The 23,921-nt window shown below is 51.3% G+C and carries 25 protein-coding genes; 2 read left to right on the top strand and 23 right to left on the bottom strand.

Annotation, left to right across the window (positions count from 1 at the left end; genetic code table 11):
• Nucleotides 1–108 precede the first annotated feature (108 nt).
• The 22 genes from rnhB to AC50X8_RS20500 form a co-directional block, all read right to left on the bottom strand.
• On the bottom strand, nt 109–720 hold the full coding sequence (gene rnhB / locus AC50X8_RS20605) for a ribonuclease HII (protein ID WP_099520690.1): 612 nt from the start codon (nt 718–720) through the stop codon (nt 109–111).
• A 60-nt stretch (nt 721–780) separates the two neighbouring features.
• Entirely contained in the window at nt 781–1,656 is an 876-nt protein-coding gene (gene ylqF, locus AC50X8_RS20600) for a ribosome biogenesis GTPase YlqF (RefSeq protein WP_056038305.1), read from the bottom strand.
• Between the two features lie 24 nt (nt 1,657–1,680).
• Nucleotides 1,681–2,352, bottom strand: coding sequence for a signal peptidase I (gene lepB / locus AC50X8_RS20595; protein ID WP_081418927.1), 672 nt, complete (start codon nt 2,350–2,352; stop codon nt 1,681–1,683).
• Between the two features lie 100 nt (nt 2,353–2,452).
• Nucleotides 2,453–2,794: a 50S ribosomal protein L19 gene (rplS, locus tag AC50X8_RS20590; protein WP_056039073.1), complete on the bottom strand. Its 342-nt coding sequence runs from the start codon at nt 2,792–2,794 to the stop codon at nt 2,453–2,455.
• Between the two features lie 171 nt (nt 2,795–2,965).
• Nucleotides 2,966–3,709 carry a tRNA (guanosine(37)-N1)-methyltransferase TrmD gene (gene trmD / locus AC50X8_RS20585; RefSeq protein WP_494881233.1) on the bottom strand — a complete coding sequence of 248 codons (744 nt, stop codon included), beginning with the start codon at nt 3,707–3,709 and terminating at the stop codon, nt 2,966–2,968.
• 1 nt (nt 3,710) lies between these two features.
• On the bottom strand, nt 3,711–4,235 hold the full coding sequence (rimM, locus tag AC50X8_RS20580) for a ribosome maturation factor RimM (protein ID WP_494881231.1): 525 nt from the start codon (nt 4,233–4,235) through the stop codon (nt 3,711–3,713).
• Nucleotides 4,236–4,512: 277 nt separating this feature from the next.
• Nucleotides 4,513–4,743 carry a KH domain-containing protein gene (locus AC50X8_RS20575; protein ID WP_056038316.1) on the bottom strand — a complete coding sequence of 77 codons (231 nt, stop codon included), beginning with the start codon at nt 4,741–4,743 and terminating at the stop codon, nt 4,513–4,515.
• Nucleotides 4,744–4,769: 26 nt separating this feature from the next.
• Complete coding sequence (rpsP, locus tag AC50X8_RS20570; protein WP_046230688.1) at nt 4,770–5,042, bottom strand: 30S ribosomal protein S16; 273 nt, start codon at nt 5,040–5,042, stop codon at nt 4,770–4,772.
• Between the two features lie 40 nt (nt 5,043–5,082).
• Nucleotides 5,083–6,459, bottom strand: a complete 1,377-nt coding sequence (ffh, locus tag AC50X8_RS20565; protein WP_056038318.1) for a signal recognition particle protein — start codon at nt 6,457–6,459, stop codon at nt 5,083–5,085.
• Nucleotides 6,460–6,482: 23 nt separating this feature from the next.
• Nucleotides 6,483–6,851: a YlxM family DNA-binding protein gene (ylxM, locus tag AC50X8_RS20560; protein WP_494881228.1), complete on the bottom strand. Its 369-nt coding sequence runs from the start codon at nt 6,849–6,851 to the stop codon at nt 6,483–6,485.
• Nucleotides 6,852–7,090: 239 nt separating this feature from the next.
• Nucleotides 7,091–8,104: a signal recognition particle-docking protein FtsY gene (gene ftsY / locus AC50X8_RS20555; RefSeq protein ID WP_056038324.1), complete on the bottom strand. Its 1,014-nt coding sequence runs from the start codon at nt 8,102–8,104 to the stop codon at nt 7,091–7,093.
• Between the two features lie 62 nt (nt 8,105–8,166).
• Nucleotides 8,167–11,745 carry a chromosome segregation protein SMC gene (smc, locus tag AC50X8_RS20550; protein WP_056038327.1) on the bottom strand — a complete coding sequence of 1,193 codons (3,579 nt, stop codon included), beginning with the start codon at nt 11,743–11,745 and terminating at the stop codon, nt 8,167–8,169.
• Between the two features lie 150 nt (nt 11,746–11,895).
• On the bottom strand, nt 11,896–12,597 hold the full coding sequence (gene rnc, locus AC50X8_RS20545; RefSeq protein ID WP_056038330.1) for a ribonuclease III: 702 nt from the start codon (nt 12,595–12,597) through the stop codon (nt 11,896–11,898).
• Nucleotides 12,587–13,828: a beta-ketoacyl-ACP synthase II gene (gene fabF / locus AC50X8_RS20540; RefSeq protein WP_056038332.1), complete on the bottom strand. Its 1,242-nt coding sequence runs from the start codon at nt 13,826–13,828 to the stop codon at nt 12,587–12,589. Before fabF ends, rnc begins: the two co-directional genes overlap by 11 nt.
• 153 nt (nt 13,829–13,981) lie before the next feature.
• Nucleotides 13,982–14,215: an acyl carrier protein gene (gene acpP / locus AC50X8_RS20535; protein WP_046230681.1), complete on the bottom strand. Its 234-nt coding sequence runs from the start codon at nt 14,213–14,215 to the stop codon at nt 13,982–13,984.
• A gap of 95 nt (nt 14,216–14,310) precedes the next feature.
• Complete coding sequence (fabG, locus tag AC50X8_RS20530) at nt 14,311–15,060, bottom strand: 3-oxoacyl-[acyl-carrier-protein] reductase (RefSeq protein WP_056038335.1); 750 nt, start codon at nt 15,058–15,060, stop codon at nt 14,311–14,313.
• Between the two features lie 13 nt (nt 15,061–15,073).
• Nucleotides 15,074–16,006, bottom strand: coding sequence for an ACP S-malonyltransferase (gene fabD / locus AC50X8_RS20525; RefSeq protein WP_494881226.1), 933 nt, complete (start codon nt 16,004–16,006; stop codon nt 15,074–15,076).
• 15 nt (nt 16,007–16,021) lie between these two features.
• A complete protein-coding gene (locus AC50X8_RS20520; protein ID WP_056039075.1) occupies nt 16,022–17,008 on the bottom strand; it encodes a beta-ketoacyl-ACP synthase III in 987 nt (328 codons plus the stop codon).
• Nucleotides 17,009–17,018: 10 nt separating this feature from the next.
• Complete coding sequence (gene plsX / locus AC50X8_RS20515; protein ID WP_056038340.1) at nt 17,019–18,008, bottom strand: phosphate acyltransferase PlsX; 990 nt, start codon at nt 18,006–18,008, stop codon at nt 17,019–17,021.
• Nucleotides 17,992–18,588: a transcription factor FapR gene (fapR, locus tag AC50X8_RS20510; RefSeq protein ID WP_494864019.1), complete on the bottom strand. Its 597-nt coding sequence runs from the start codon at nt 18,586–18,588 to the stop codon at nt 17,992–17,994. Before fapR ends, plsX begins: the two co-directional genes overlap by 17 nt.
• Before the next feature lie 305 nt (nt 18,589–18,893).
• On the bottom strand, nt 18,894–19,067 hold the full coding sequence (rpmF, locus tag AC50X8_RS20505) for a 50S ribosomal protein L32 (protein WP_042160385.1): 174 nt from the start codon (nt 19,065–19,067) through the stop codon (nt 18,894–18,896).
• Between the two features lie 38 nt (nt 19,068–19,105).
• Nucleotides 19,106–19,633, bottom strand: coding sequence for a YceD family protein (locus AC50X8_RS20500; protein ID WP_056038343.1), 528 nt, complete (start codon nt 19,631–19,633; stop codon nt 19,106–19,108).
• A 383-nt stretch (nt 19,634–20,016) separates the two neighbouring features.
• Between AC50X8_RS20500 and AC50X8_RS20495 the strand changes: the two genes are divergently transcribed.
• Nucleotides 20,017–21,261 (top strand): nucleotidyltransferase, encoded by a 1,245-nt coding sequence (locus tag AC50X8_RS20495; RefSeq protein ID WP_494881224.1) that lies wholly within the window; start codon nt 20,017–20,019, stop codon nt 21,259–21,261.
• A 10-nt stretch (nt 21,262–21,271) separates the two neighbouring features.
• Here the strand turns inward: AC50X8_RS20495 and AC50X8_RS20490 are convergent, their stop codons facing one another.
• On the bottom strand, nt 21,272–22,375 hold the full coding sequence (locus tag AC50X8_RS20490; RefSeq protein WP_494881222.1) for a YlbL family protein: 1,104 nt from the start codon (nt 22,373–22,375) through the stop codon (nt 21,272–21,274).
• Between the two features lie 287 nt (nt 22,376–22,662).
• Between AC50X8_RS20490 and AC50X8_RS20485 the strand changes: the two genes are divergently transcribed.
• A complete protein-coding gene (locus AC50X8_RS20485; protein ID WP_494881220.1) occupies nt 22,663–23,895 on the top strand; it encodes a nucleoside recognition domain-containing protein in 1,233 nt (410 codons plus the stop codon).
• Nucleotides 23,896–23,921 lie beyond the last annotated feature (26 nt).

Here is a 23,921-nt window from a genome sequence, read left to right as displayed (position 1 = left end):
AAAAGACGGCGCATGCGCTGCACCAACAGCGCGCCGTCTTTCTTTATTTAAGCAAATCTAGCGATAGCCAAACCGCCCAATGCCATTATCCAAATATCCGCCGCTCGTTTAAAATAATTGCTGCTGCTCCGCAAATATTTTCCCAAGAAAGGTTTTGCGATGCAGCGGGCTCGCCCCATACTCTAGCAGCCGCTCGCGATGCAGCTTCGTCGGGTAGCCCTTATGTACAGCTATTCCATATTCTGGGTACAGCTGCTCCCATTCATCCGCACATAAACGATCGCGCGTTACTTTGGCCAAAATCGATGCAGCAGCAATCGTCTGGCTGTTGGCATCCCCTTTGATGATCGCAAGCTGCGGCTTTGGCACATCCACTTTCTCTGCATCAATGAGCAAATAATCAGGCTCTATCGCCAATGATTCGATTGAAAGCTTCATTGCAAGCCTAGCAGCCTGCTTAATATTAATGCGGTCAATTTCAGCAGCGTCTACACGGGTAACCGACCACGCGATACACTTTTCGATAATGATATCATAAAGCTGATCCCGCTTTTTCTCCGAGAGCTTCTTGGAATCATTTACCCCTTCAATGACCAGATCAGGCGGCAAAATGACAGCAGCAGCGACGACATCGCCGAACAGGCAGCCCCGGCCAACCTCATCCACACCAGCAATGGCCTGGCAGCCTTCACTCCACAGCTTACGTTCATACTCCAGCATATCCGCCTATCCCCCGCTTCAAATCCTCAGGACTACAAGGACACTCATTGCATCAAAAATCTAGCTATTTTGCTTCCACGGTGCTTCAAGCGAAATATGGCCGAACTTGCCCGCACGCAGCTCCCGCAAAATAATGCCCGAAACCTTCTCCAGGTCAACTCGCGCTCCGCTCTGCAAACAACCACGCTTGCGTCCGATTTCCTCCATCACCTTGACGATTTCATCAGACTCATTCGTATCCGGCTGTTCCATCGTCAACTCGAAGCGCTCTTTCACACTATTCCAGTAACGGTCAACCAATTCCTTCAAAGCAAAAAACGCAATATCCTCAATATTCAAAACCTGCTCGCGAATCGCACCTGTCATCGCAAGGCGATAGCCGACAAGCTCATCCTCGAACTTCGGCCACAAAATGCCCGGCGTGTCAAGCAGCTCCATATCCTTGCCAGCTTTTATCCACTGCTGGCCTTTTGTTACGCCTGGACGATCGCCAGTAAGCGCAATATTGCGACCTGCCAGACGATTGATCAGCGTCGATTTCCCTACATTCGGAATGCCGACGATGAGACCGCGCACCGCTCTTGGATTAATGCCCTTAGCGATTTGACGGTCAATTTTTTCCTGCAGCAGTTCTTTTGCTTTAACCGGAACCTCGTTTACCCGCGTTCCTGTTGAAGAATCGACCGCAATACATTCATGGCCTTCTCCCTTAAAATACGTAATCCATTGCTCTGTCACCTTAGCATCTGCTAGGTCAGACTTGTTGAGCACGATCAGCCGCGGCTTGCCGCCCAAAATTTCATCGACAATCGGGTTGCGGCTGGACATTGGAATACGTGCATCAAGCAGCTCGATCGTTACATCAATCAGCTTGAGCTTGTCCTGTATTTGTCGTTTCGCCCGCGTCATATGACCGGGGAACCATTGAATCGTCAATTTCTCACCTCATTCAAATGCCATTTAATGCTTAATAAAGCTCAGCTTGTTCAGCGGCCAGAAAATAACTTCCGCCCGTCCTACAAGCTCTTTATCCGAAATATAACCAAGGGCACGGCTGTCCTGGCTGTTGCTGCGATTGTCGCCCATTGCGAAAATCGTATCCTCCGGCACAGTCGCTTCCGTTATTCGCTCATTAGGAAAATCTGATTCTGTATTATAAAGCTGACCATTTGCCTGAGCCTGTTTAATGGCATCCGCAATGTATGGCTCTTCCAATTTCACATCATTAATGAAGACGTCATCGCCTTGAACCTTGATCGTATCTCCTGGCAGTCCAATGACGCGTTTAATAAAATCTCTGCCTTGTTCCGGGACATGGAATACGACAACCTCGCCTCTGTCAGGCTCACGGAATTTGTACAAAATTTTATTCACAATGAGACGCTCGCCTGTTTCAAAGTTTGGATGCATGGATTCACCTTCAACCATAAACGGCGCAAACAGAAAACTGCGGATAATGACGACCAGCACGACTGCTATAGCAAGCGCTTTGATCCACTCTACCGTTTCTTTCATCGCTTTTGCTTTTTGGCTAGGCGCTGCCTTGTCAGACTCAGCAGATGGAGTAGCCGTTTCGGCGCTATCTGATGTGATTTCAGTTACATTTTCATCATTACGTGATTGCTGGTCCATAAAAACGCCTTCTTTCCATCCTCGAATTCATACTTTCTGACAAGCTGTAAGAATAACGAAAGGGAGCTTGTTTAACCAAGCCCCCTCTTGTCTATTCGACTTAACGAATTTCTTTAATTCTAGCTGCTTTACCACGAAGGTTACGTAGGTAGTACAGTTTAGCGCGACGTACTTTACCACGACGTGCCACATCGATACGATCGATTTTAGGCGAGTTCAACGGGTAAGTTCTTTCGACGCCAACACCGTAGGAAATTTTACGTACTGTAAAAGTTTCGCTAATACCGCCGCCACGACGTTTGATTACAACGCCTTCAAAAAGCTGGATCCGCTCGCGGGATCCCTCGATAACTTTAACGTATACTTTCAACGTGTCACCGGGACGAAAGTTAGGAAGGTCTTTGCGAAGCTGCTCTTGCGTAATCGCTTGTACGAGATTCATCTTGGATTCACTCCTTCCACCATAGACGTTCTTAATAGCTCTCCAACTTCCCATTTGAAATTGGGTCATTACCATTAGCGGACCGTCCGATTAATACGAACAACATTTGAAATCATACCATATTCAAACCCAAATTTCAACATCTTTTTCCGGGCTTGCCAACATTATCGCTTAAGACTGCTGTTTGTCCAAAGAAGCAAGCCATTTACGCTCCTTGGCGGTCAATTCAGCCTTCTCCAGCAGGTCAGGACGCCTGCTCCGTGTGCGAAGCAGCGATTGCTCGCGGCGCCATGTCTCGATGCGGCTATGGTGGCCGGAAATAAGCACCTCCGGCACCTCCATATCACGAAATACAGCGGGCCTTGTATAATGCGGATGCTCCAGCAGGCCTGTGCTGTATGAATCTGTTACTGCCGAAGATTCATTGCCAAGGACGCCAGGAAGCAGGCGTGCTACGCTGTCGATAACAACCATCGCCGGAAGCTCCCCGCCAGTCAGCACATAGTCGCCAATCGAAAGCTCATCCGTTACTAAATGCTCGCGTATACGCTCGTCATAACCCTCGTAATGGCCGCAAATCATAATCAGATGCTCTTCCTTCGCCAGCTCCTCTGCCTTCTGCTGGGTGAAGGTTTCCCCTTGTGGACACATTAAAATAACACGCGGACGGGATCCTGTTCCGACCTGCTCCATTAAGTGCTCAACAGCCGAAAATACAGGCTCTGCTTTAAGCACCATGCCTCCTCCTCCGCCATACGGATAGTCGTCTACCGTATTATGCTTATTGCCGGAGTAAGCGCGAAAATTAATGGCATTCAGTGCTACGATGCCTTTTTCCTGTGCCTTGCCAAGAATACTGGCCCCAAACACGCCATCGAACATTTCAGGGAAGAGCGTAAGCACATCTACTCTCACGCTAAATCAACCCTTCCATCAGATGAACGGTTACCGTCTTCGTCGCAATGTCTACGTTCAGCAGTACTTCATCGATAACGGGAATTAGCACTTGGCTTCCTTTTCCTTTAGGGCGGTCCACGACCCACACATCATTAGCGCCTGGCCGCAAAATTTCAGAAATGGTGCCCAGCTCCTCGCCCTCGTCTGTTACGACGCGACAGCCGATAATTTCATGGAAATAATATTCCCCTTCATCCAGCTTTCCAAGCTGCTCCTCTGCTACCTTCAGCAGCCAGCCCTTGTACTTCTCCACTTCATTAATATCATTATATCCCTTAAGCTTAATAATATAATTGCCCTTATGCTCACGGGAGCCCGCAATCTCTACTTCCAGCTTCGTGCCATGCTCCTCATGAATCATAACGAGCTTATTGCCTACTGCAAAACGCAGATCTCCAAAATCGGTCTGGGACAGCACCTTCAACTCGCCGCGCAGACCATGTGTATTAACGATTTTGCCAACTGTAAACCATTTGCCGCTCATTATTCATGTATCCTTTCTTTCGTGTTTTCTTTTTATTATGATCAGGATTTTGCATAAATCAATGAAGCGCAGAACGCCAATAAGCGGTTGCTCCGCCATTCAAGGCCATTTATGCAAAATCCTCATGATACACGCATAAACGGCTGACGCCGGCCCGAAAAAAGGCGGCAGCAGCCGTTTTGCGTAAAAACAGATATATATCCATTATGAATATCATCCTGCTTTTATGTTTGAAAAAGGGTTAGGATAAACTACCCTAACCCTCTCCGAATGCGTTTTACGATATGATGTCCACGATAACCCGCTTCTCTGATTTGACAGCTGCGGAGGTTACAACCGTACGCATCGCTTTCGCGATGCGGCCTTGCTTGCCGATAATTTTACCGACATCCTCCGCATGAACCGACAGCTCATATACGATGCCGCGGTCATCGTCTCTTTCCTTCACGTTTACGTCTTCCGGATGATCCACTAACGCCTTTGCTATGACAAGAATCAATTCTTTCATTATAAAGGCCCTCCGCTGTTCAACAGTTATTTCTGTTGCTTAAGCTCATGGAACTTTTTCATTACGCCTGCTTTGGAAAGCAAGTCGCGAGCTGTATCCGAAGCTTGCGCTCCGTTTTGCAGCCATTTCAAAGCTTTTTCTTCGTTGATGGATACTTGAGCCGGTTGTGCAACCGGGTTATAAGTACCGATCTCCTCGATAAAGCGACCGTCGCGCGGCGAACGGGAGTTAGAAACAACTACGCGATAAAAAGGGGCTTTGTGAGCACCCATACGTTTCAAACGAATACGTACTGCCATGTGAAATTCACCTCCTTCAACTAATAAACCTATTTGCTATTTAAAACGGAAACTTCATGCCTTTGCCCAGCATGCCTTTAAGGCCCTTCTTGCCGCCCTTAAGGCCTTTAGGCCCCATCATGGACGAAAACTGCTTCATCATTTTGCGCATGTCATCGAACTGCTTGATCAGTCGATTGACTTCGGCAACCGATGTTCCGCTTCCAGCAGCAACCCTCTTCCGGCGGCTGTGGTTAAGAATTTCCGGCTTCGTCTTTTCTTCCTTCGTCATCGAGCGCACAATCGCCTCAATACGGCCGATTTGCTTCTCATCGATTTTCATGTCTTTAAGGCCTTTGACCTTGCCCATCCCTGGCAACATATCCATCAACTGGTCAATCGGCCCCAAATTGCGAACCTGCGCCATCTGCTCCAGAAAATCATCAAATGTAAACTCGGCCGTGCGCATTTTGCGCTCCATCTCGGCAGCTTTGTCAGCATCAATGTTCATCTGGGCCTTCTCGATAAGAGAAAGCATGTCGCCCATGCCGAGAATCCGCGATGCCATCCGGTCTGGATAGAACGGCTCAAGCGAATCGATCTTCTCGCCCATAGCAGCAAACTTGATTGGCTGGCCTGTTACAGCTTTAACGGATAATGCCGCACCACCGCGGGTATCGCCATCAAGCTTCGTCAATACAACACCGGTCAGCTCAAGCTGCTCATGGAAGCTTTGTGCTACGTTGACTGCATCTTGACCTGTCATGGAGTCAACAACGAGCAGCACTTCATCAGGCTTAACCAGCTGATGAATTTGCTTCAGCTCGTCCATCAGCGTTTCGTCAATATGAAGCCGGCCCGCTGTATCAATAATGACATAGTCATTATGATTATCTTTCGCATGCTGCAAGCCCTGCTTCGCAATTTCTACCGGAGAAGCTTGATCGCCAAGCGCAAACACCGGAGCATTGATTTGCTCGCCGAGCACTTGCAGCTGCTTGATTGCAGCTGGACGATAAATATCGCAGGCTACAAGCAAAGGCTTATGATTGCTCTTCTGTAGAAGCTTGGCAAGCTTGCCGGACGTTGTTGTTTTACCTGCGCCCTGCAAGCCGACCATCATAATAACCGTTGGCGGTTTATTCGCTTTCGCCAGCTTGCTTTGCGTACCGCCCATCAGCTCGGTCAGTTCTTTATTAACGATGTTAATAATGACCATGCCTGGAGTAAAGCTTTTCTCCACTTCCTGACCAATAGCCTGTTCCTTTACTTTGGCGATAAAATCTTTGACGACTTTAAAGTTAACGTCTGCCTCCAGCAGCGCAAGACGTACTTCACGCATCGCCTCGTTTACATCAGCATCGGATACTTTGCCTTTGCCCTTCAGCTTGCTAAAAACGTTTTGCAATCGGCTTGACAAGCTTTCAAATGCCGCCATGATCCATCACCTCCGTTATTTCCTTACCTGTTGTTCGTCGTTATTAATTGCTCAATTATATCTAGAATTCCCTGCTTGGCATCCATACCAAGGGAAAGCTCTGTTACGCTATTTCCCAGATGTTCGGCAAGCTGCTGCAGCGCTTCATGCTTCTCCAGCAAGCGAAGCTTTCCCTCGTAGCTTTCAAGCACCTGCACCGCGCGCTTCACATGCTCATAAACCGCCTGCCTGCTAATGCCGGATTCCGCTGCAATTTCCCCAAGCGAGAAATCATCGTGAAAATAATATTTAAGTGAAGTCCTCTGCTTCTCAGTGAGCAGGGGCTCATAAAAGTCAAACAATAAATTAATTCGGGTCGTCTTCGCAAGGGCGTCTGGTTCACTAGCATTCATGACCTTTGCTCCTTCCCGTCAAGGGTAAATCCTTTACACCTAAGCAACGTCTCTTATCTTACACGATTGAAGCAGGCACTGTCAAGCTTTAAACCTTGTCATCCCTAAATGGATGCATTTTAGACCAAGCGTAAACGGCCGAAAGCCGTCCTCTGGCGGTAAAGCTAACGTTTCGCGGTGAAATATAAGCGGAGTATAAAGGGGAAACTTATACATTCTTATATTTTCAAAAAGCTTATTTACTGCTGCGTTTCCGCCTCTTCCGATCCCTCTTGATCCTTGATAAGGCCCGCAAACAAGGCATGTACAAACTGCTCCGAATCAAACTGTTGCAAATCCGTCATCTTCTCGCCTAAGCCTACCAGCTTCACAGGCAAATTCAGCTCATTGCGGATAGCAATGACGATGCCGCCTTTAGCTGTACCATCAAGCTTCGTCAATACGAGGCCGGTTACGCCGCTTTTCTCGCCGAACAGCTTCGCTTGGCTGAGTGCATTTTGGCCAGTAGTCGCATCGAGCACCAGCAGCACCTCATGAGGCGCATCTGGAATTTCACGCTGAATGACGCGGAAAATTTTATTGAGCTCTTCCATCAAATTGGACTTGTTTTGCAGCCTTCCCGCTGTGTCGCAAAGCAAAATATCTACGCCCCGCTGCTTCGCCGCCTGCACCGCATCAAACATGACGGCTGCCGGATCGGAGCCGGACTGCTGCTTAATGACGTCAACGCCTACGCGCTGGCCCCACACCTCCAGCTGCTCAATGGCACCAGCGCGGAACGTATCGCCCGCTGCCAGCAGGACGCTTTTGCCCTCATTTTTATACTTGTAGGCCAGCTTGCCGATCGTCGTCGTTTTGCCAACGCCATTGACGCCGACGAACAAAATAACAGTAATGCCGCTACCCGACATGCGAAGCGCTGTTTTCTCGTTGTCATCACCCCTCAGCAACTCAACGAGCTTCTCCGACAATACCGGCTGCAAATCCGCCGCATCTTCGATTTTGCGTTTTTTCACTTCTGCACGCAGCTCGTCAATCAGCTTCATCACGGTATTGACGCCTACATCGGCGCCAATCAAAATTTCTTCAAGCTCCTCGTAAAACTCCTCGTCAATCTTTTTCCGGCGCGTAATGAGCTCTTCTACTTTTTCGACAAACGCTGTGCGGGTTTTGGATAACCCTTCTTTAAATATCGTCGTGACCGCTTCCGTCTTGGAAGCGATGCTTTCCTTCAATCTTTTGAAAAAACTCATCGCGATTGCTCCTCCGTCTTCGTAACTATGCTATATGATTTCCTCATTCTTAGAGCCGCATGCTACGCGGTAGCCTGCTCCTCTTCTTCCTCCAGACGGACCGATACGAGCTTCGATACGCCGCCTTCCTCCATCGTTACGCCATAAAGCACATCGGCTTCCTCCATCGTGCCTTTGCGGTGGGTAACGACGATAAACTGCGTGAGCTCGGAAAATTCACGCAAATATTGGGCAAACCTCGATACATTCGCTTCATCAAGCGCTGCCTCTACCTCATCCAATACGCAGAAAGGCACTGGCTTCACCTGCAAAATTGCAAACAGCAGCGCAATTGCCGTAAGCGCCCGCTCACCGCCGGAGAGAAGCTGCAAGTTTTGCAGCTTCTTGCCTGGCGGCTGCGCTACAATATCGATACCCGTATCGAGCACGCGATCCGGCTCGACCAGAACAAGATCTGCCCGGCCGCCGCCGAACAGCTTGGCAAACACGATGCTGAAGTGGCCTCTGATCGCTTCAAAGGTCGTTTTGAACCGTTTCGACATTTCATCGTCCATCTCGCGAATAACTTGATAAAGCGTCGTCTTGGCTTCTACCAGATCATCCTTCTGCTCTGATAAAAACTCATAACGCTCCTTGACGCGCTCATACTCGTCAATAGCGCCCAGATTCACGTCGCCTAGCATCGTAATTTGGCGCTTCAAATCACGAACTAGATTTTGTGTACCAATGACATCTTCAGGCACAGGGTATTGCTCTCTCGCCAGCTCAATGCTTAGCTCGTATTCCTCGCTGAGCTTGCGCAGCAAATTGTCTAGCTCCACATCAAGGCGATTGGCGGCGATTTCATTTTGGCGCAGCTGCTCCTCGATTTGCCGGAGCTGCGTACGCTGCTCCTTCGTCTCGCTCTCGCCCTGTTCCAGCTCACGGATTCGATCCGCTCTTGCCGAACGCTGCAAATCCGTCTGCTCCGCGCATTCCTGCTTCTTAAGCTTCAGGTGATTAAGCTGCTCCACCTGCTGCACGCTCTCGTCTGCATGGCGAGCAATCTCCTCTTCCTGCTGTGCAAGCAGGGAACGGACATTGCCAAGCTCCTGCTTCGCTCGTACAATATCAGCCCGAACACGGGCGGCTTGGTCTTCAAACGACTGCTTTTCTTGGTCTGTCTTGGCTGAGCTGATTTTCAAATCGGTCAGCTGGCCTTGCAGTGCTTCCTTCGCCGTTTCGCTCGCTTTGCGGCGCTCCTCGGCAAGCTTGATCGCCTCCTGCAGCCTAGCTTCATCTGCTACCAGCTTCTCAAGCTTCGCCTGCGCCTGCTCGGTAGTAGCCTGCATCGTTTGCTGCTCAGCCAAATGGCTGCTGCGATCAGCGGAATACAGCTGCTCCTGCTCATTAAGCTGCTTTTCCTCAGACAGCATCTGCTGAAGCTCTGCCCGCACCTGCTGCTCGTCAATACGCGATTGCTCCGAACGCGAGCGCAGCTCCTCCATATTTTGCGATCGGATCGACTGCTCCTTGCGTAGGTCGCTGAGCTTGTCGCGGAGCTGCTTCATCGTTGCCTCAGCTGCCGTAATTTCCTCATCCAGCCCTTCAATTTGCCGCTGCCGTCCAAGCAAGCTTGCTCCTTTTTTCTGCAAGCTTCCGCCTGTCATCGAACCCCCGGCATTTACAACATCGCCCTCTAGCGTTACAACCCGGTAGCGATATTGACATTTTGAAGCGATACGGTTCGCCTGCTCCAAATTTTCAGCAAGCAATACATTGCCGAGCAAGTTTTGAATAATAGACTTATATTGCGGGTCGCAAGAGACCAGATCAGCAGCAACGCCTACAAAACCTTCTGCGTTTTCAGCAAGTCGTCTGTCATGCTCAGGCACTTGCCTTCCGCGAATGACATCGAGAGGCAGAAAAGTAGCCCGGCCGAGCTGACGCTGCTTCAAAAATGCAATCGCTGCGCGAGCTGTCTTCTCATCCTCCATGACCACATGCTGAAGCGCACCGCCAAGCGCTGTTTCAACCGCTACCTCGATCCGCTCTGGCACGCGAACCAGTTCAGCAACCGCGCCATGAACGCCGCTAATGCCGCCCGAAGTGCGGCGCGACGCCTTGAGCACCTCCCGAACGCCGTGCATAAAACCGTCGAGTGCATCCTGCATTTCTTTCATCGTATCGCGACGGGAAATGCTGGCGTCGATTTTTTGCTCCCATTTGCGAATAGCAGCAGCCGCTTCATCTACATACTGCCCGGTCTGCTTCGCTTTTTCAGCCTCATCTATGTATTTGTTGCGAGCGCCATTAATATCTTTCAAAATCGCTTCCAGCTGTGCTTCCAACTGCGCACGTCTAGCTCCACTTTTCCGCTTCTGCTCTTTCCACTTCAGCTCATCCTCGCCAAGACGCTCCATCCGCCGTCCAACAGCTTCCTTCTGCTGCTGGGCATACCGAATTTCGTTGCGCAGCTCCGCCATTGCACTAAGCACATCAAGCAGCTCGCCCTTCAGCGTCTCCTCGGCATCCGGCGCAGCTCCGCCAACAACGCCAATAAGACGGTCTTCCTCTTCAGCCAGCTTCGACTTCAAATCGGCAAGCTGCAGCTCCAGAGCAGCTGCACGGCTGCGGAATTCCGCCTCTTCCTGCATCAGCGTGCCAATGCGGGCATCCTGAGACGCAGCAGATTCCTCAAGCTGCAGCTTGTTATGCTCCAAGTTGCGTTTGCGTTCCTTCAAAACCTCGCCGTAGCCTTCGCATTTTTCATAATCCTCGCTATATTGCAGCATCGCTTCATGAAGGCGGTCGAGCTTCTCCTCAATTTCGCGCAGCGCAAGGCGATCCTTCTCCAAATGCGCATCATGCTTGCTCACAACCGTTGACAGCTCCAGCTCGCTTTGCTTGAGCACCTCCAGCTTGGCATTTGCCTCCGACCAAGATTTATGGACCGAATCAATGTTGTGAACGTACATGGAAATTTCTTTCGTTCGCAGCTGCTCCCGCAGCGCTTTATAATGAATCGCTTTCTCCGATTGTTCCTTGAGCGGCCCTACCTGGTCTTCGAGCTCAGTAACCAAATCGTGAATGCGCAGCAGGTTCTGCTCCGTCTCATCAAGCTTCTTCTGCGCTTCACGCTTGCGCGATTTATATTTAACGATACCGGAAGCTTCTTCAAAAATACCACGGCGATCCTCAGACCTAGTGCTTAGTATTTCCTCAATTCGGCCTTGTCCGATAATCGAATAAGCTTCCTTGCCGATTCCCGTATCCATAAACAGCTCTGTAATATCCTTGAGCCGGCATGATTGCTTGTTAATCATATATTCACTGTCACCGCTGCGATGGACACGGCGGGTTACTGTCACCTCATTGTACTCCAGTGGCAGTGCTCCATCCGTATTGTCGAGCGTCAGCGACACTTCGCCATAATTGACTGCTTTGCGCGCATCGCTTCCGGCGAAAATAATATCTTCCATTTTGCCGCCGCGAAGGCTTTTGGCGCTTTGCTCGCCGAGCACCCAGCGGATGCCGTCGGAAATATTGCTTTTGCCGCTGCCGTTAGGGCCAACCACTGCCGTAATCCCCGTTACGAACTCCATCTCCGTCTTATCGGCAAACGATTTAAAACCTGCTAGTTCAATACGCTTAAGGAACATAAATTGTCTTTCACCTCACCCGCTATTGTACCACAAAATCCAGACGCCGGATAACCTCACTTTATGCCTTCTAGCATCCTTTCTTACAATAAAAAAAGAGGCTACCAGGATTTGTAACAATCCTGGTAGCCTCTTCCTATAGCTTCCTCTTTACGGCTGAGCGGAAAGGGAGTGCCACGCTTCTTCCGCTGCGCGCTGCTCCGCTTCCTTCTTCGTCCGACCGCTGCCGCTGCCGCATCTGGCATCACCCAAAATCACTTCCACGACAAACTCGCGATCATGCGCCGGTCCGCGCTCCTCGGTAATCCGGTATTCTACCGTACCGAGCCCATGATGCTGGGCGCGCTCCTGCAGCTTGGATTTGAAATCCTTCACGAGCAGTCCGTAATCGTTCGATTCGATGAATGGAAACACATGCTCTTCAAGAAAAGCACGGGCCCGGTCCATACCCGCATCGAGAAAAATCGCACCGACAAACGCTTCAAACAAATCCGCCAGCAGTGCCGGCCTTTGTCTGCCGCCCAGCTGCTCTTCGCCCCGTCCCAGCAGGACGTAGGCGCCAAGAGCGAGCCGTTCCGCAAAAAGGGCAAGTGACGGTTCACATACGACCGAGGCGCGCATACGCGTAAGCTCGCCCTCCGGCCGACGTGGATATGAGCGAAACAGAAATTCCGAGACGAGCAGCTGCAATACCGCATCGCCCAAAAACTCCAAACGCTCATTATGCTCGATTGTGCCATGTTTATGCTCATTTACATACGACGTATGCGTGAAAGCTTGCTTCAGCAGCCTATGTTGTTTGAAGCGTAGCCCCAGACGCGACTGCAGCTCGCTTAGAGAATCATGCTTCATAAACTTTCATCACGATCGTCGCATTATGACCGCCAAAACCGAAGGAGTTGGACATTGCGATACGAACATCCGCTTTGCGCGGCTCATTCGGCACATAATCCAAATCACATTCTGGATCTTGGTTGTCTAAGTTAATCGTTGGTGCAATGATACCGTTTTGCAGCGTCAAGCCTAAAATAACCGCTTCCACTCCGCCGGCTGCGCCAAGCAAATGTCCCGTCATCGACTTCGTCGAGCTGACTGCCAGCTTATAAGCATGGTCGCCAAATGCTTTCTTAATCGCTTTCGTCTCCGAACGGTCGCCTACTGGCGTTGAAGTGCCGTGAGCATTAATATAATCGATTTCTTCTGGAGCAAGTCCAGCATCTTTGAGCGCTTTCACCATACAGCGTGCTGCGCCGTCTGGATCAGGCTCTGTCATATGATGCGCATCGCCGCTCATGCCATAGCCAATAATTTCAGCGTAGATCCGAGCTCCACGTTTTTGGGCATGCTCGAGTGATTCCAATACAAGCACGCCTGCACCCTCGCCCATAACGAAACCATCGCGGTCTATATCGAAAGGACGGCTTGCTTTGCTTGGCTCATCATTGCGAACGGACATGGCGCGCATGGAGCAGAAGCCGGCCATTCCCGTTGGACGGATAGTCGCCTCAGCACCGCCGCACAGCATGACATCAGCGTCGCCGCGCATAATCATCTTATAAGAATCACCAATGGAATGCGTGCCTGTCGCACAAGCGGTAACCGCCGTGCTGTTCGGGCCTTTCGCGCCAGTCAGCATGGATACTTGACCAGATGCCATATTGGCAATCATCATTGGAATAAAAAACGGGCTGACGCGCTTCGGGCCTTTTTCCAGCAAAATATTATGCTGATCTTCCCAAGTGCCCAGGCCGCCAATACCGGAACCAATCATAACGCCTACGCGTTCTTCATCAGCGTTTTCACCGATTTTCAAATCTGCATCCTTAACCGCCAATTGGCTGGCTACCGCAGCGAACTGCACGAAGCGGTCCATACGGCGCGCTTCCTTCTTGTCCAATCCGAAATCCTCCGGATTGAAGTTTTTGATTTCTGCGGCAATGTACGTAGGGTATTCCGAAAAATCGAACGCTTCCACAACGGACACACCAGACTTGCCTGCGAGCAAATTGCCCCAAAACTCCTCAAGCTCATATCCGAGGGAAGTCATAACTCCCATACCTGTAACGACAACTCTTTGCTTCATTTCGATTCACCTCTATGAACTGCAATATAGATAACACGCTGCTGCGCTGTATCTTTTATATATAAATAGCTCTTACGCTCATTTATTCGTATTCATAATCACATGCCCTAGATGGAGAGAAGTCCCGTTTGTGACAACGGGACCCAGGCTTCCTTAGTTAAGAGATTGTATGTATTTAACAACTTCTCCTACTGTTGTGATTTTCTCTGCATCTTCATCAGAGATCTCCATATCGAACTCGTCTTCAAGCTCCATGACCAATTCCACGACATCGAGCGAGTCAGCGCCGAGGTCATCTTTAAATGAAGCTTCAAGCGTTACTTCCGCTTCGTCTACACCTAGGCGGTCTACAACGATACGTTTTACGCGATCTATTACTTCGGACATCCGGTTCACCTCCTCTTTGGTATTATACGAGAATTAAAACTAAAATGCCATACGTAACCGTTTTAATTCCCGGCAAGGCCTCTGCGGCACTTTTTTTACATGTACATGCCGCCATCTACATGAATGGTTTGACCCGTCATATAGCCTGCTACATCAGACGCCAGAAAACGCACAGCTGCTGCAATATCCTCAGGGCTGCCAAGGCGCGCAAGCGGAATTTGACCGGCAAGCGATTCCTTCATTTCTTCTGGAAGCTTGTCCGTCATTTCAGTCTGAATGAAGCCTGGCGCGACGCAGTTGACCGTAATGCCTCGCGAAGCCAGTTCCTTCGCGCTAGCTTTCGTAAGGCCAATAACGCCAGCCTTAGCGGCAACATAGTTAGCTTGTCCAGGATTGCCAAGCACCCCAACGACGGATGAAATATTAATAATGCGGCCTGAACGCTGCTTCATCATTGGACGAGTAACCGCCTTGATGCCATTGAATACGCCCTTCAAGTTCGTCTCAATAACTTGGTCAAATTCCTCTTCCTTCATACGCATGATCAGGTTGTCTCTTGTAATTCCGGCATTATTCACCAAAATATCAATAGCACCGAACTGCTCCAGCACATCCTTGACCATAGCCTCGAATTCAGCCGCCTTGCCTACATTAGCCTGCAGTACAATTGCACGGCGTCCAAGCGCCTCTACAGCTTGAGCTGTCTCAGCGGCGGCTGCCTCGCTGCCCGAATAGTTAATGGCCACATCGGCCCCGGCTTCTGCCAGCGCGATCGCAATCGCTCTGCCAATTCCACGGGAAGCGCCCGTTACAAGCGCCTTCTTGCCTTCCAAATTCGCGAACATGATAAAACCTCCCCTATTCGGCTGCTTGCAAAGCATCCAGAGCTGCAATGCTGTTAAGCGAGATCACCTTGACGGATTTATCGATTTTTTTGATCAAGCCGGCAAGCACCGTGCCTGAACCGATTTCCACGAAAGTATCTACGCCTTCCGCGATTAAATAACGAACGCTGTCTTCCCACAGTACGGGCGAGTAGACTTGCTCGACCAGCAGTCCGCGAAGTTCCGCCGCATCCGTCACTGCACTAGCAGTAACGTTAGCTACAACAGGCACAGCTGCATCGCTCATGCTTACGTCTGCCAATACGCCAGCAAGCTGCTGGGCAGCAGGCTTCATAAGCGATGAATGGAAGGGGCCGCTAACCTCAAGCGGAATGACCCGCTTGAATCCTGCTTCCTTGCCGCGTTCGACAATCGCCTGAACACCAGCCGCAGAACCGGAAACGACGATCTGCCCTGGGCAGTTCACGTTCGCAAGCTCGACAACATGGCCTTCTGCCGTCACTGTACGGCATAGCTCGGCAAGCGCCTCGCGCTCTGCGCCAAGCACAGCTGCCATTGCGCCATGTCCGCCCGGTACCGCCTGCTCCATAAAGAGCCCGCGGGAACGCACCGTACGAACGGCGTCCTCAAAGGACAAAACGCCCGATGCTACTAGCGCGCTGTACTCCCCAAGGCTGTGGCCCGCTACATAGTCCGCTTTCAAACCGCGGCCTTCTAGCGCTTGCAGCAGCGCGACGCTTACCGTAAGCAGCGCAGGCTGCGTATTCGCCGTCTGCTTTAGCGTTTCTTCCGGCCCGTCAAAAATAATCTCGCTCAGCTTGAAGCCAAGCGCTTCGTCTGCCTGTTCAAAAACCTGGCGCGAGCGCGCGAACGCTTCATAAACATCTTTGCCCATCCCTACAGCCTGAGCGCCTTGTCCTGGAAATACAAAAGCGGTTTTACCCATCCTGCAATCCCTCCGTTACCAAATCAATACAGAAGCTCCCCAAGTCAGTCCGCCGCCAAAGCCGACGAATACGAGAGCGTCTCCTTCTTTCACACGATTCTGCTCAACCGCTTCTGCCAGCGCAACCGGAATCGATGCTGCCGACATATTGCCATAGTTGTTCAAATTAATCATGCATTTCTCTTCAGACAAATTCAGACGGTTAAGCGCCGATTGAATGATTCGGATATTCGCCTGATGCGGAATAAGCAGATCGATTTGATCCTTCGTCATATCCGCTTTGCGAAGCGCTTCCTCTGCTGCGCTGCCCATAATGCGCACCGCAAATTTAAACACATCATTGCCAGCCATATGGATAAAATGCTGCCGTGATGCGACACTTTCCTCCGAAGCCGGCATGCGGGAACCGCCGCCGCTTACTTTCAGCAGCTCACCGCCGCCTCCATCCGCTCCGAGCTGGAAAGACTTGAAGCCTCTGCCTTCTGGCACCTCGCCAAGCACAACCGCACCCGCACCGTCGCCGAACAAAATGCATGTATTGCGGTCTGTGTAATCCGTTATGCGCGAAAGCGTCTCTGCGCCAACAACAAGCACATGCTTATACAAGCCGGAAGAAATCATGCTCGTTGCTGTCGCAAGGCCATAAATAAAGCCCGAGCAAGCTGCGGAAAGATCGAATGCTGCCGCCTGCTTGGCTCCAAGCTTCTCTTGAAGCAGACAGGAGGTCGATGGAAACGCCATATCAGGTGTTATCGTCGCCACGATAATGAGGTCGATATCCTCTACCGTAAGTCCCGCAGCTGCAATCGCAGCTTTGGAGGCTTGATAAGCGAGGTCTGAAGTCGCTTCTTCGGGGGCAGCCATCCGGCGCTCGCTAATCCCGGTGCGGGTAACGATCCACTCATCATTCGTTTCGACCATTTGTTCAAGCTGCTGATTCGTAATAATACGTTCAGGCACATATTTGCCTGTACCAATAATGCCTACAGGATGCAAATTCACCACAACACACTCACTTCCCGCTTATTTCCGCTGCGATCGATTCGGTCAGCTTGCCTTGAATGGCAATTCGCGCCTGGCGAATCGCGCTTTTGACAGCTACCTCGTCAGAGGAGCCGTGGCATTTCATGACGAGCCCGTTCAAGCCGAGCAGCGGAGCGCTACCATGTTCTTTATAATCCATTTTGTTTTTGAGCTTGCGCAGCTTCGGCAGCATAATCGCTCCGGCCAGCTTCGTAAGCAGCGTTTCGCCAAAAGCGTCTTTGATGAAGCCAAACAGGCTGCCTGCCGTGCCTTCCATCGCTTTCAACATAATATTTCCAGCAAATCCGTCGCAAATGAGAACATCACAGCTGCGGCTAAGCACGTCTCTTGCCTCAACATTTCCGATAAAATGAATCGGCGACTGTTCGAGCAAATCGTATGCCGCCTTAGTCAGCTCATTGCCTTTGCGAGCTTCCGTTCCAACGTTGAGCAGCCCGATACGCGGCTTTTCCATTCCATGCACTTTGGAGCGATAAATGCTTCCCATAATAGCGTATTGCAATAAATGCTCTGGCTTCGCGTCCATATTAGCGCCCAAATCAAGCGCCAGCATGCCGACATCGTCCATCGTCGGAAGCATAGGCGCGAGCGCCGGGCGCTCAATGCCGTCCAGACGGCCGACAACGAGCAGCCCTGTCGTCATCAATGCTCCGGTATTTCCGGCAGACAGCATCGCATCTGCCCGTTTTTCACGGACGAGCTGTCCCGCCACGACCATGGAAGCCCCTTTTTTACGCCTAACAGCCTTTACCGGCTCATCATCAGGTCCGATAACCTCATCGGCATGACAAAGACTAATATTGGCTGGCTTATTGCCACCCATCAGCTGCTCGATGATGGCAGTATCGCCAACCAGTACAAGCTCCGTATCCGGCCACTCGTGCGCGGCTTCAAGCACGCCCTTCACAATGAGCCCTGGCGCATTATCTCCGCCCATAGCGTCAATGGCGATCCGCATGTTCGTCCCCTCCTTCATTCTCCGCCTCCCCCGCGGAGCGGAAAATCACAAAATTCCCTTGAAAAACCATTTCTTCACCAACATACGTGAAAATTTCGACCTTCGCTTTGGAGCGTTCGCCGGAAATGGACCTCACATAGGCTTTCGCTATGCATTTTTCATCTAATTTTACCGGGCGAATGAACCGAATGTCCGCCGTTACCGTTAAAGCGATGGGATTGTCGATAATGGCGACGGCCAGCGAATTGGCTTGGGCAAAAACATGATGGCCCCGGGCAATGCCGGTTCGCGAGAACACATGCTCCTCACGTATTTCAAAGATCGAAATTCCGCTCTTGTCCAGCTGAAGATCAACAATATCACCTATCACTTCATGAAGCGGCAATGACCGTACCGTATCGTACGAACGCTCCGCCATCAGCTTCAGCCGCTCGCGCAGTTCGGGAATACCAAGTTCCATCCGATCCAGGCGGATCGTTTGGATGCTTACCTTTAAATGCCTGGTAAGCTCCCGGTCTGTCATGAACGGATTTTCCTCCATAAGTTTGGCAAGCAGCTGATGCCGCTGCCGTTTGGGCATTCGTTCGATCGTCGGCACCACCTTGGACTGGCGTGAGCAGGCACAAAAACGGCCTTTATCACCAATCATATATTTTATAAAAACGTCAGCCCAACAGACCAACATCTGCTATTATCACCTGGTACTAAACTTCTCTATAAAAAAAGCCTCTGTAAGCAGCGAAGCAAGCCTAGACGGTTACTTCCACCTAACTAAAGGCGGCTTCGTCCCGAGAAGAAACGAAAAACGCTGCTATAAGGAGCTAAACGTGTGCAAAAAAACAGCACCTCACCAAGCGATGAAGTGCCATTGTGAGATCCCGGAAATTATTGAGCAATAATTTCTTTCGTTTTGTAGTATCCGCACACTTTGCATACGTGATGAGCCAATTTCAGCTCTCCGCATTGCTCGCATTTTACCATACCTGGCACAGCCAGCTTAAAGTGAGTGCGACGTTTGTCGCGGCGAGTTTTGGACGTTCTTCTTTGAGGTACTGCCATGTTTAACACCTCCTTCACAATATTCGCGAAGCGATACACTATTGATCCTTGAACAAATCCTTCAATGCTGCAAAACGATGGTCTAGCTTCTCGTTGTTGCAACTGCATGTCTGTTCATTTAAGTTCTGTCCGCATGTGTGACAAAGTCCTTTACAATCGCTCTTGCAAAGCGGGGCAAACGGCATAAACAGTTGAAGCGCCTCTTCCACATAAGGCTGCAAATTCAATCTTTCACCGGATACCGCAATGAAGTCGCTGTCGTCATCCTCTTCCTGCTCATCCTCGTCTTGGCCACGTTTCGGCGCAGGCTCAAACTGCTCGGAGAAAGGAATGACTGTATGCTCCTGAACGGCTTCCAAGCATCTGGAGCAAGCAAGCTCCCAATCGATCGTCATTTGACCATCAACCAAGATCGACCCTGCATTTCCTTCTACCTCAAGCGCTACATGGAGCGGACCTGTGTGAATCACATCAGCCCGTCCTTCAAATAGAGGGGCAACATCAATGGATTCATTGATTGTATGCTTCAACCTCTTGGACATCGTTTCTTCTACATGAAACTGCATATTATCACCTCAAACAAACAAAATTTATTATAGCTATTTTATAAGGGTTTTGTCAACATTTTCACAGAGGATTAGCTATTTTCCACTTTCAACGGTTGAAAATGAGGGTCACGATTCATATGTTGATCATAGCTGTGCTATTCTTAAAATATAAGCAATTATAAGTTGTACACTTATTATAGGCTTATATTTCATCGCGAAACGGCTGCTTTGCCGCCAGAAGACGTCTTCAGTCGTTTACGCTTGAAATATAAGCAATTATAAGTTTTACAACTACAATAGGCTTATATTTCTCGGACTGAAACGCGCCGCACCGACAAAGGACGGAGGGCAGCCGTTTCACCTTGTAATGCAATCATTTTACAATTAAGGAGCACGGTTATATGCGTACGGTAGGATTAATTGTTGAATATAATCCGTTTCATAACGGCCATCGCTATCATTTGCAGCAGTCGCTGCTGGCAAGCAGGTCTGACGCCGTTGTCGCTGTCATGAGCGGGCACTTTCTCCAGCGCGGCGAGCCTGCCGTGATGGACAAATGGAGCCGTACGGAAGCTGCGCTGCGCGGAGGCTGCGATCTCGTCATTGAGCTGCCTGTAGCCTACTCTACTCAGGCGGCGGAATGGTTCTCCTACGGCGCCGTTGCACTGCTGGAGGCAACGGGCGTCGTCGATGGCTTCTGCTTCGGCACGGAAAGCGGCGATTTGGCTCCACTTATGGATGCCGCCTCCGTCATCGCCCAGGAGCCGCCCGCTTTCGCCTCGCAGCTCAAGGAGCTGCTGGCTACGGGAATGAGCTACCCGAGCGCTTACAGCAGCGCGGTAGCCGCTTATTTGGGCAGCATAGGCAAGGCGGAGGCTGCCGCTTTTCCTTTTGCCATGCCCAACCATACGCTGGGGCTGCATTATTTGATCGCCCTTGCGCGTCTTGGCGGGCGTATGGAGCCTTTTACGATTCGCCGCGAGAAAGCCGCTTACAACCAGGAAGACGTAACGGACAGCGCCATTGCCAGCGCTACAGCCATACGCAAACAGCTTCTGCTGGAACGGCAGCTTTCAGGCATTAAGCCATTCGTGCCAGACACAACCTATGACGTATTGGCACGCGAATGGGATGCAGGGCGAAGTCCCGTAAGCTGGGACAGCTTCGCCTCGCCGCTGCTGCATGCCATCGTCACCCGTTCAGCAGCGCAGCTGGCCGAGCTGCATGAAATAACGGAGGGGCTTGAACACCGCATCCGCAAAACGCTGCCTCGCCTAAAGGAGCTTCAGGTGGAGCATTTGCTTGCTGAGCTCAAAACGAAACGTTATACCCGAACGAAGCTGCAACGGTCTCTGCTTTCGATCTTGCTTGGACATGCCAAGTCGGATTTCACACCGGACAAGCTGCGGAGCGGGCTGCAATATATTCGCGTGCTTGGTTTTAGCGAAAAAGGCAAAGGGCTGCTGCGAAAAATGCGCACGACCGCGACGTTGCCTGTCCTATTAAGCGCATCGGCTGCCGAGCAGCCCTACCGTTATTTAGAGCTCGATACGCAAGCTACTGCTGCCTATATGCTCGCTAATACAGGAAGCCAGCAGTCGGGCGCCTTATTTCGCGACTATTATGCCAAGCCGATCATGCTCTAATTCACACGGCCTATTTTTCGCTGACATACTGCTCAATGACCTGCTTAGCCTCGCTAAGACTATTCACGCTGACGACCTTCATGCTCGTTCCTATGTCCTTCGCCTTGTCCGCAGCCTCCTTGTAGTTCGCGGACGGGGCGAGAAACAGCTCAGCTCCCTCGCGGCTTGCCGCAATGACCTTGAACGCAATTCCGCCAATTTCACCGACCGTCCCATCCGCTGCGATTGTACCTGTTCCGGCAATAATCGCGCCACCCGTCAAATCCTGCTTGCCGAGCAGCAAATCAAGCGACTGCAGAGCAAACATCAACCCCGCCGAGGGGCCGCCAATGGCTCCTGCATCGATTTGCAGCTTAAAGCGGCTGTCATCCGGCTGCAGGCTGCGAAGCTCAGCGAGCTGTACACCGCCAAGCGCGCTAGGAAGCTTGTCCAACGTTAAAGGAGCCTCATAGGCGCCCAGCGTAATCGCAACGTCTTGCACCGCTCCTCCCCGTTTTACGGTAAATACAGCCTCATCGCCAGCCTTATAGGCTCCAAGCTCAGTGACGATTTGCTTGGCATCCGCAAATGGCTTGCCGCCTTTTAAGGAAACGAGAACATCTCCAGGCTCCCATCCACTTCCCTCACTGCCGTCACTGTCCTGCAACACATCCGACACCGCAATGCTGTCGACCACTGATTGATAGGAAAGATGGGCTAAGCGGTACGCGGCTTCAATAGCTTGATTTTGCGAGCCTTGCATGACGACGGTCATTCTCTCGGCATATTCCTGCTCCGTATAACCGCGTAAAATCGATGAGCGGCTGTATGTCGCGATATCCTTATCCCATGCCGAAGAGAGAGTTTCCCACCAATTCGCATCCGAGAGCCTGACAGCCGTCATAAGAAAAGCTCCCTCTTCTGGCGTCGAATTGAGCGATGGGCTTGATGAAGGCTTCACCGCTGCATCGTCATTCCGCTCCTCTACCAAACGCACCATCGGCTTCGTCGGAGCAGCAAGCCCAGGCTCGTACATGACATAAGGCGTTGGTGCGTACAACAGCAAATACATGAATAAAGCGGTCGCCAACATAATAAAACCTAGCTGCCTTACTCCAGACGATTTCAAGGACAACTTGCGCCCCTCCGTTCCTCATAAAGCTTCTTTATCACATATAACAACGGTCTAACGGGCCAAGCGAGTGCATACATATCGTACAAGCCGCTATACTAGCTGCCATTTGCAATCTCCCAACGCTCTCAAGCAACCGTAGTATTGCAAAATTTCTCTTTGGCGGCCTTACAGGCGCTGCAAATAGCCCGCATTTTCCATAAGCGCAGCTGTAAAATGGATATTCTCGCCCTTATCGAAGGCATTCCATTCCCTACGATACGATGACCTGAAATGGAGTTGATCGTCCAGTGGCTAAAACCTTGCTCGCAGCGCTAGCATCCATTCTGCTGGTCGGAGCTGTTATTTACCAGTCCGAGGCAGCCTTTCAAGCTTCCCTTCAAGGGCTGACCTTATGGTGGAATATTGTTTTTCCCGGGCTGCTGCCGTTTCTCGTCCTATTTGAGCTCATTACCGCCTTTGGCCTCGTTCACGGAATTGGCGTGCTGCTCCAGCCCCTCATGGGCCGATTGTTCCGCCTTCCCGGTGAGGCTGCACTGTCCTTGCTGTTCGGCTGGCTATCCGGCTTTCCCGCCGGTGCTGAAACGACGGCCGTGCTTCGCAGGCATGGGCATGTTACGCTCCAAGAAGGCCAGCGGCTGCTCGCCTTTTCACATATGCCAAATCCTATTTTCATGCTTGTCGTTCTTGGCGCAGGCTTTATGCATCAGCCGGAGCTGGGGCTCTTGATCGCAGCAGCCGTCTGGCTGTCTGCGCTGTGGACCGCCTGGCTGCTGCTGCTCACCAGCAGGTCCGAGGCTTTCCCGGCCCGCGCCGCCCAGGTGCAGGAAGGCCGATTGGTCGAGCGGGCGGCCAAGGCGATCATCGCTGCGCGGGAGAGCGACGGCCGCGGCTTCGGGCGGGTGCTCGGCGAAGCCGTATCCGGCGGCGTGCAGAAGCTGATGCTGATTGGCGGCCTGATCATTTTCACCGCTGTCATCGCCCGGCTTATGCAGCCGCTTTGGCTTTTTATCAGCTCAGGAAGCTGGTGGGAAGCGCTCTTCCTGCCCGCGCTGCTCGAAAGCCATATCGGCACCTACACAGCTGCCGTATTGGAAGCACCGAACCTGGCACCTGTGCTGAGCACAGCAATCACCGCCGCGATACTCGCATGGAGCGGCATCAGCGGGCTGCTGCAGGCAGGCTACTCAACGAGCGGCACAGATCTTAAGCTGCTCCCGCTCGCTGGCGCCAAGCTGCTTCATGCCGGGCATGCCGCTTGGTTCGTGGTGCTCTTGTGGAAGCCGGCGCAGCTGATTCTCGCCAGCGCCCCTTTTGATTTTTTGCGGCAAGCCGCTAGCGCGCTGCCAGCTGTTTCATCAAACGGGGCGTGGATGAATATGAATAGCCCTTTTCCGGGCTATTTTCACGCGCAGCATTTCCCTAATATATGGCCCTATACGTTGGCTGCATCAGCGCTGCTCGTACTGCTGCTCGCAGCGTTGTATATGCTGGCACGAAGAGAGGCTGAAACACCTAAATAATGCCTGGTTTCAACTATGGATACAGC

It is taken from the genome of Paenibacillus sp. JT22N15, from assembly GCF_059383755.1.
This window is presented reverse-complemented; position numbering and strand designations above follow the sequence as displayed.

Excerpts from the sequence above, each read along its gene's own strand:
- fapR (WP_494864019.1), bottom strand. The coding sequence starts at position 18,588 with ATGCCCAAACGGCAGCGGCATCAGCTGCTTGCCAAACTTATGGAGGAA.
- fabD (WP_494881226.1), bottom strand. The coding sequence starts at position 16,006 with ATGGGTAAAACCGCTTTTGTATTTCCAGGACAAGGCGCTCAGGCTGTA.
- ylxM (WP_494881228.1), bottom strand. The coding sequence starts at position 6,851 with ATGAATGCTAGTGAACCAGACGCCCTTGCGAAGACGACCCGAATTAAT.
- ffh (WP_056038318.1), bottom strand. The coding sequence starts at position 6,459 with ATGGCGGCATTTGAAAGCTTGTCAAGCCGATTGCAAAACGTTTTTAGC.
- rnc (WP_056038330.1), bottom strand. The coding sequence starts at position 12,597 with ATGAAGCATGATTCTCTAAGCGAGCTGCAGTCGCGTCTGGGGCTACGC.
- ftsY (WP_056038324.1), bottom strand. The coding sequence starts at position 8,104 with ATGAGTTTTTTCAAAAGATTGAAGGAAAGCATCGCTTCCAAGACGGAA.
- AC50X8_RS20500 (WP_056038343.1), bottom strand. The coding sequence starts at position 19,633 with ATGCAGTTTCATGTAGAAGAAACGATGTCCAAGAGGTTGAAGCATACA.
- AC50X8_RS20575 (WP_056038316.1), bottom strand. The coding sequence starts at position 4,743 with ATGAAAGAATTGATTCTTGTCATAGCAAAGGCGTTAGTGGATCATCCG.
- rimM (WP_494881231.1), bottom strand. The coding sequence starts at position 4,235 with ATGAGCGGCAAATGGTTTACAGTTGGCAAAATCGTTAATACACATGGT.
- rplS (WP_056039073.1), bottom strand. The coding sequence starts at position 2,794 with ATGAATCTCGTACAAGCGATTACGCAAGAGCAGCTTCGCAAAGACCTT.
- rpsP (WP_046230688.1), bottom strand. The coding sequence starts at position 5,042 with ATGGCAGTACGTATTCGTTTGAAACGTATGGGTGCTCACAAAGCCCCT.
- AC50X8_RS20495 (WP_494881224.1), top strand. The coding sequence starts at position 20,017 with ATGCGTACGGTAGGATTAATTGTTGAATATAATCCGTTTCATAACGGC.
- fabF (WP_056038332.1), bottom strand. The coding sequence starts at position 13,828 with ATGAAGCAAAGAGTTGTCGTTACAGGTATGGGAGTTATGACTTCCCTC.
- lepB (WP_081418927.1), bottom strand. The coding sequence starts at position 2,352 with ATGGACCAGCAATCACGTAATGATGAAAATGTAACTGAAATCACATCA.
- rpmF (WP_042160385.1), bottom strand. The coding sequence starts at position 19,067 with ATGGCAGTACCTCAAAGAAGAACGTCCAAAACTCGCCGCGACAAACGT.
- rnhB (WP_099520690.1), bottom strand. The coding sequence starts at position 720 with ATGCTGGAGTATGAACGTAAGCTGTGGAGTGAAGGCTGCCAGGCCATT.
- plsX (WP_056038340.1), bottom strand. The coding sequence starts at position 18,008 with ATGCGGATCGCCATTGACGCTATGGGCGGAGATAATGCGCCAGGGCTC.
- smc (WP_056038327.1), bottom strand. The coding sequence starts at position 11,745 with ATGTTCCTTAAGCGTATTGAACTAGCAGGTTTTAAATCGTTTGCCGAT.
- fabG (WP_056038335.1), bottom strand. The coding sequence starts at position 15,060 with ATGTTCGCGAATTTGGAAGGCAAGAAGGCGCTTGTAACGGGCGCTTCC.
- acpP (WP_046230681.1), bottom strand. The coding sequence starts at position 14,215 with ATGTCCGAAGTAATAGATCGCGTAAAACGTATCGTTGTAGACCGCCTA.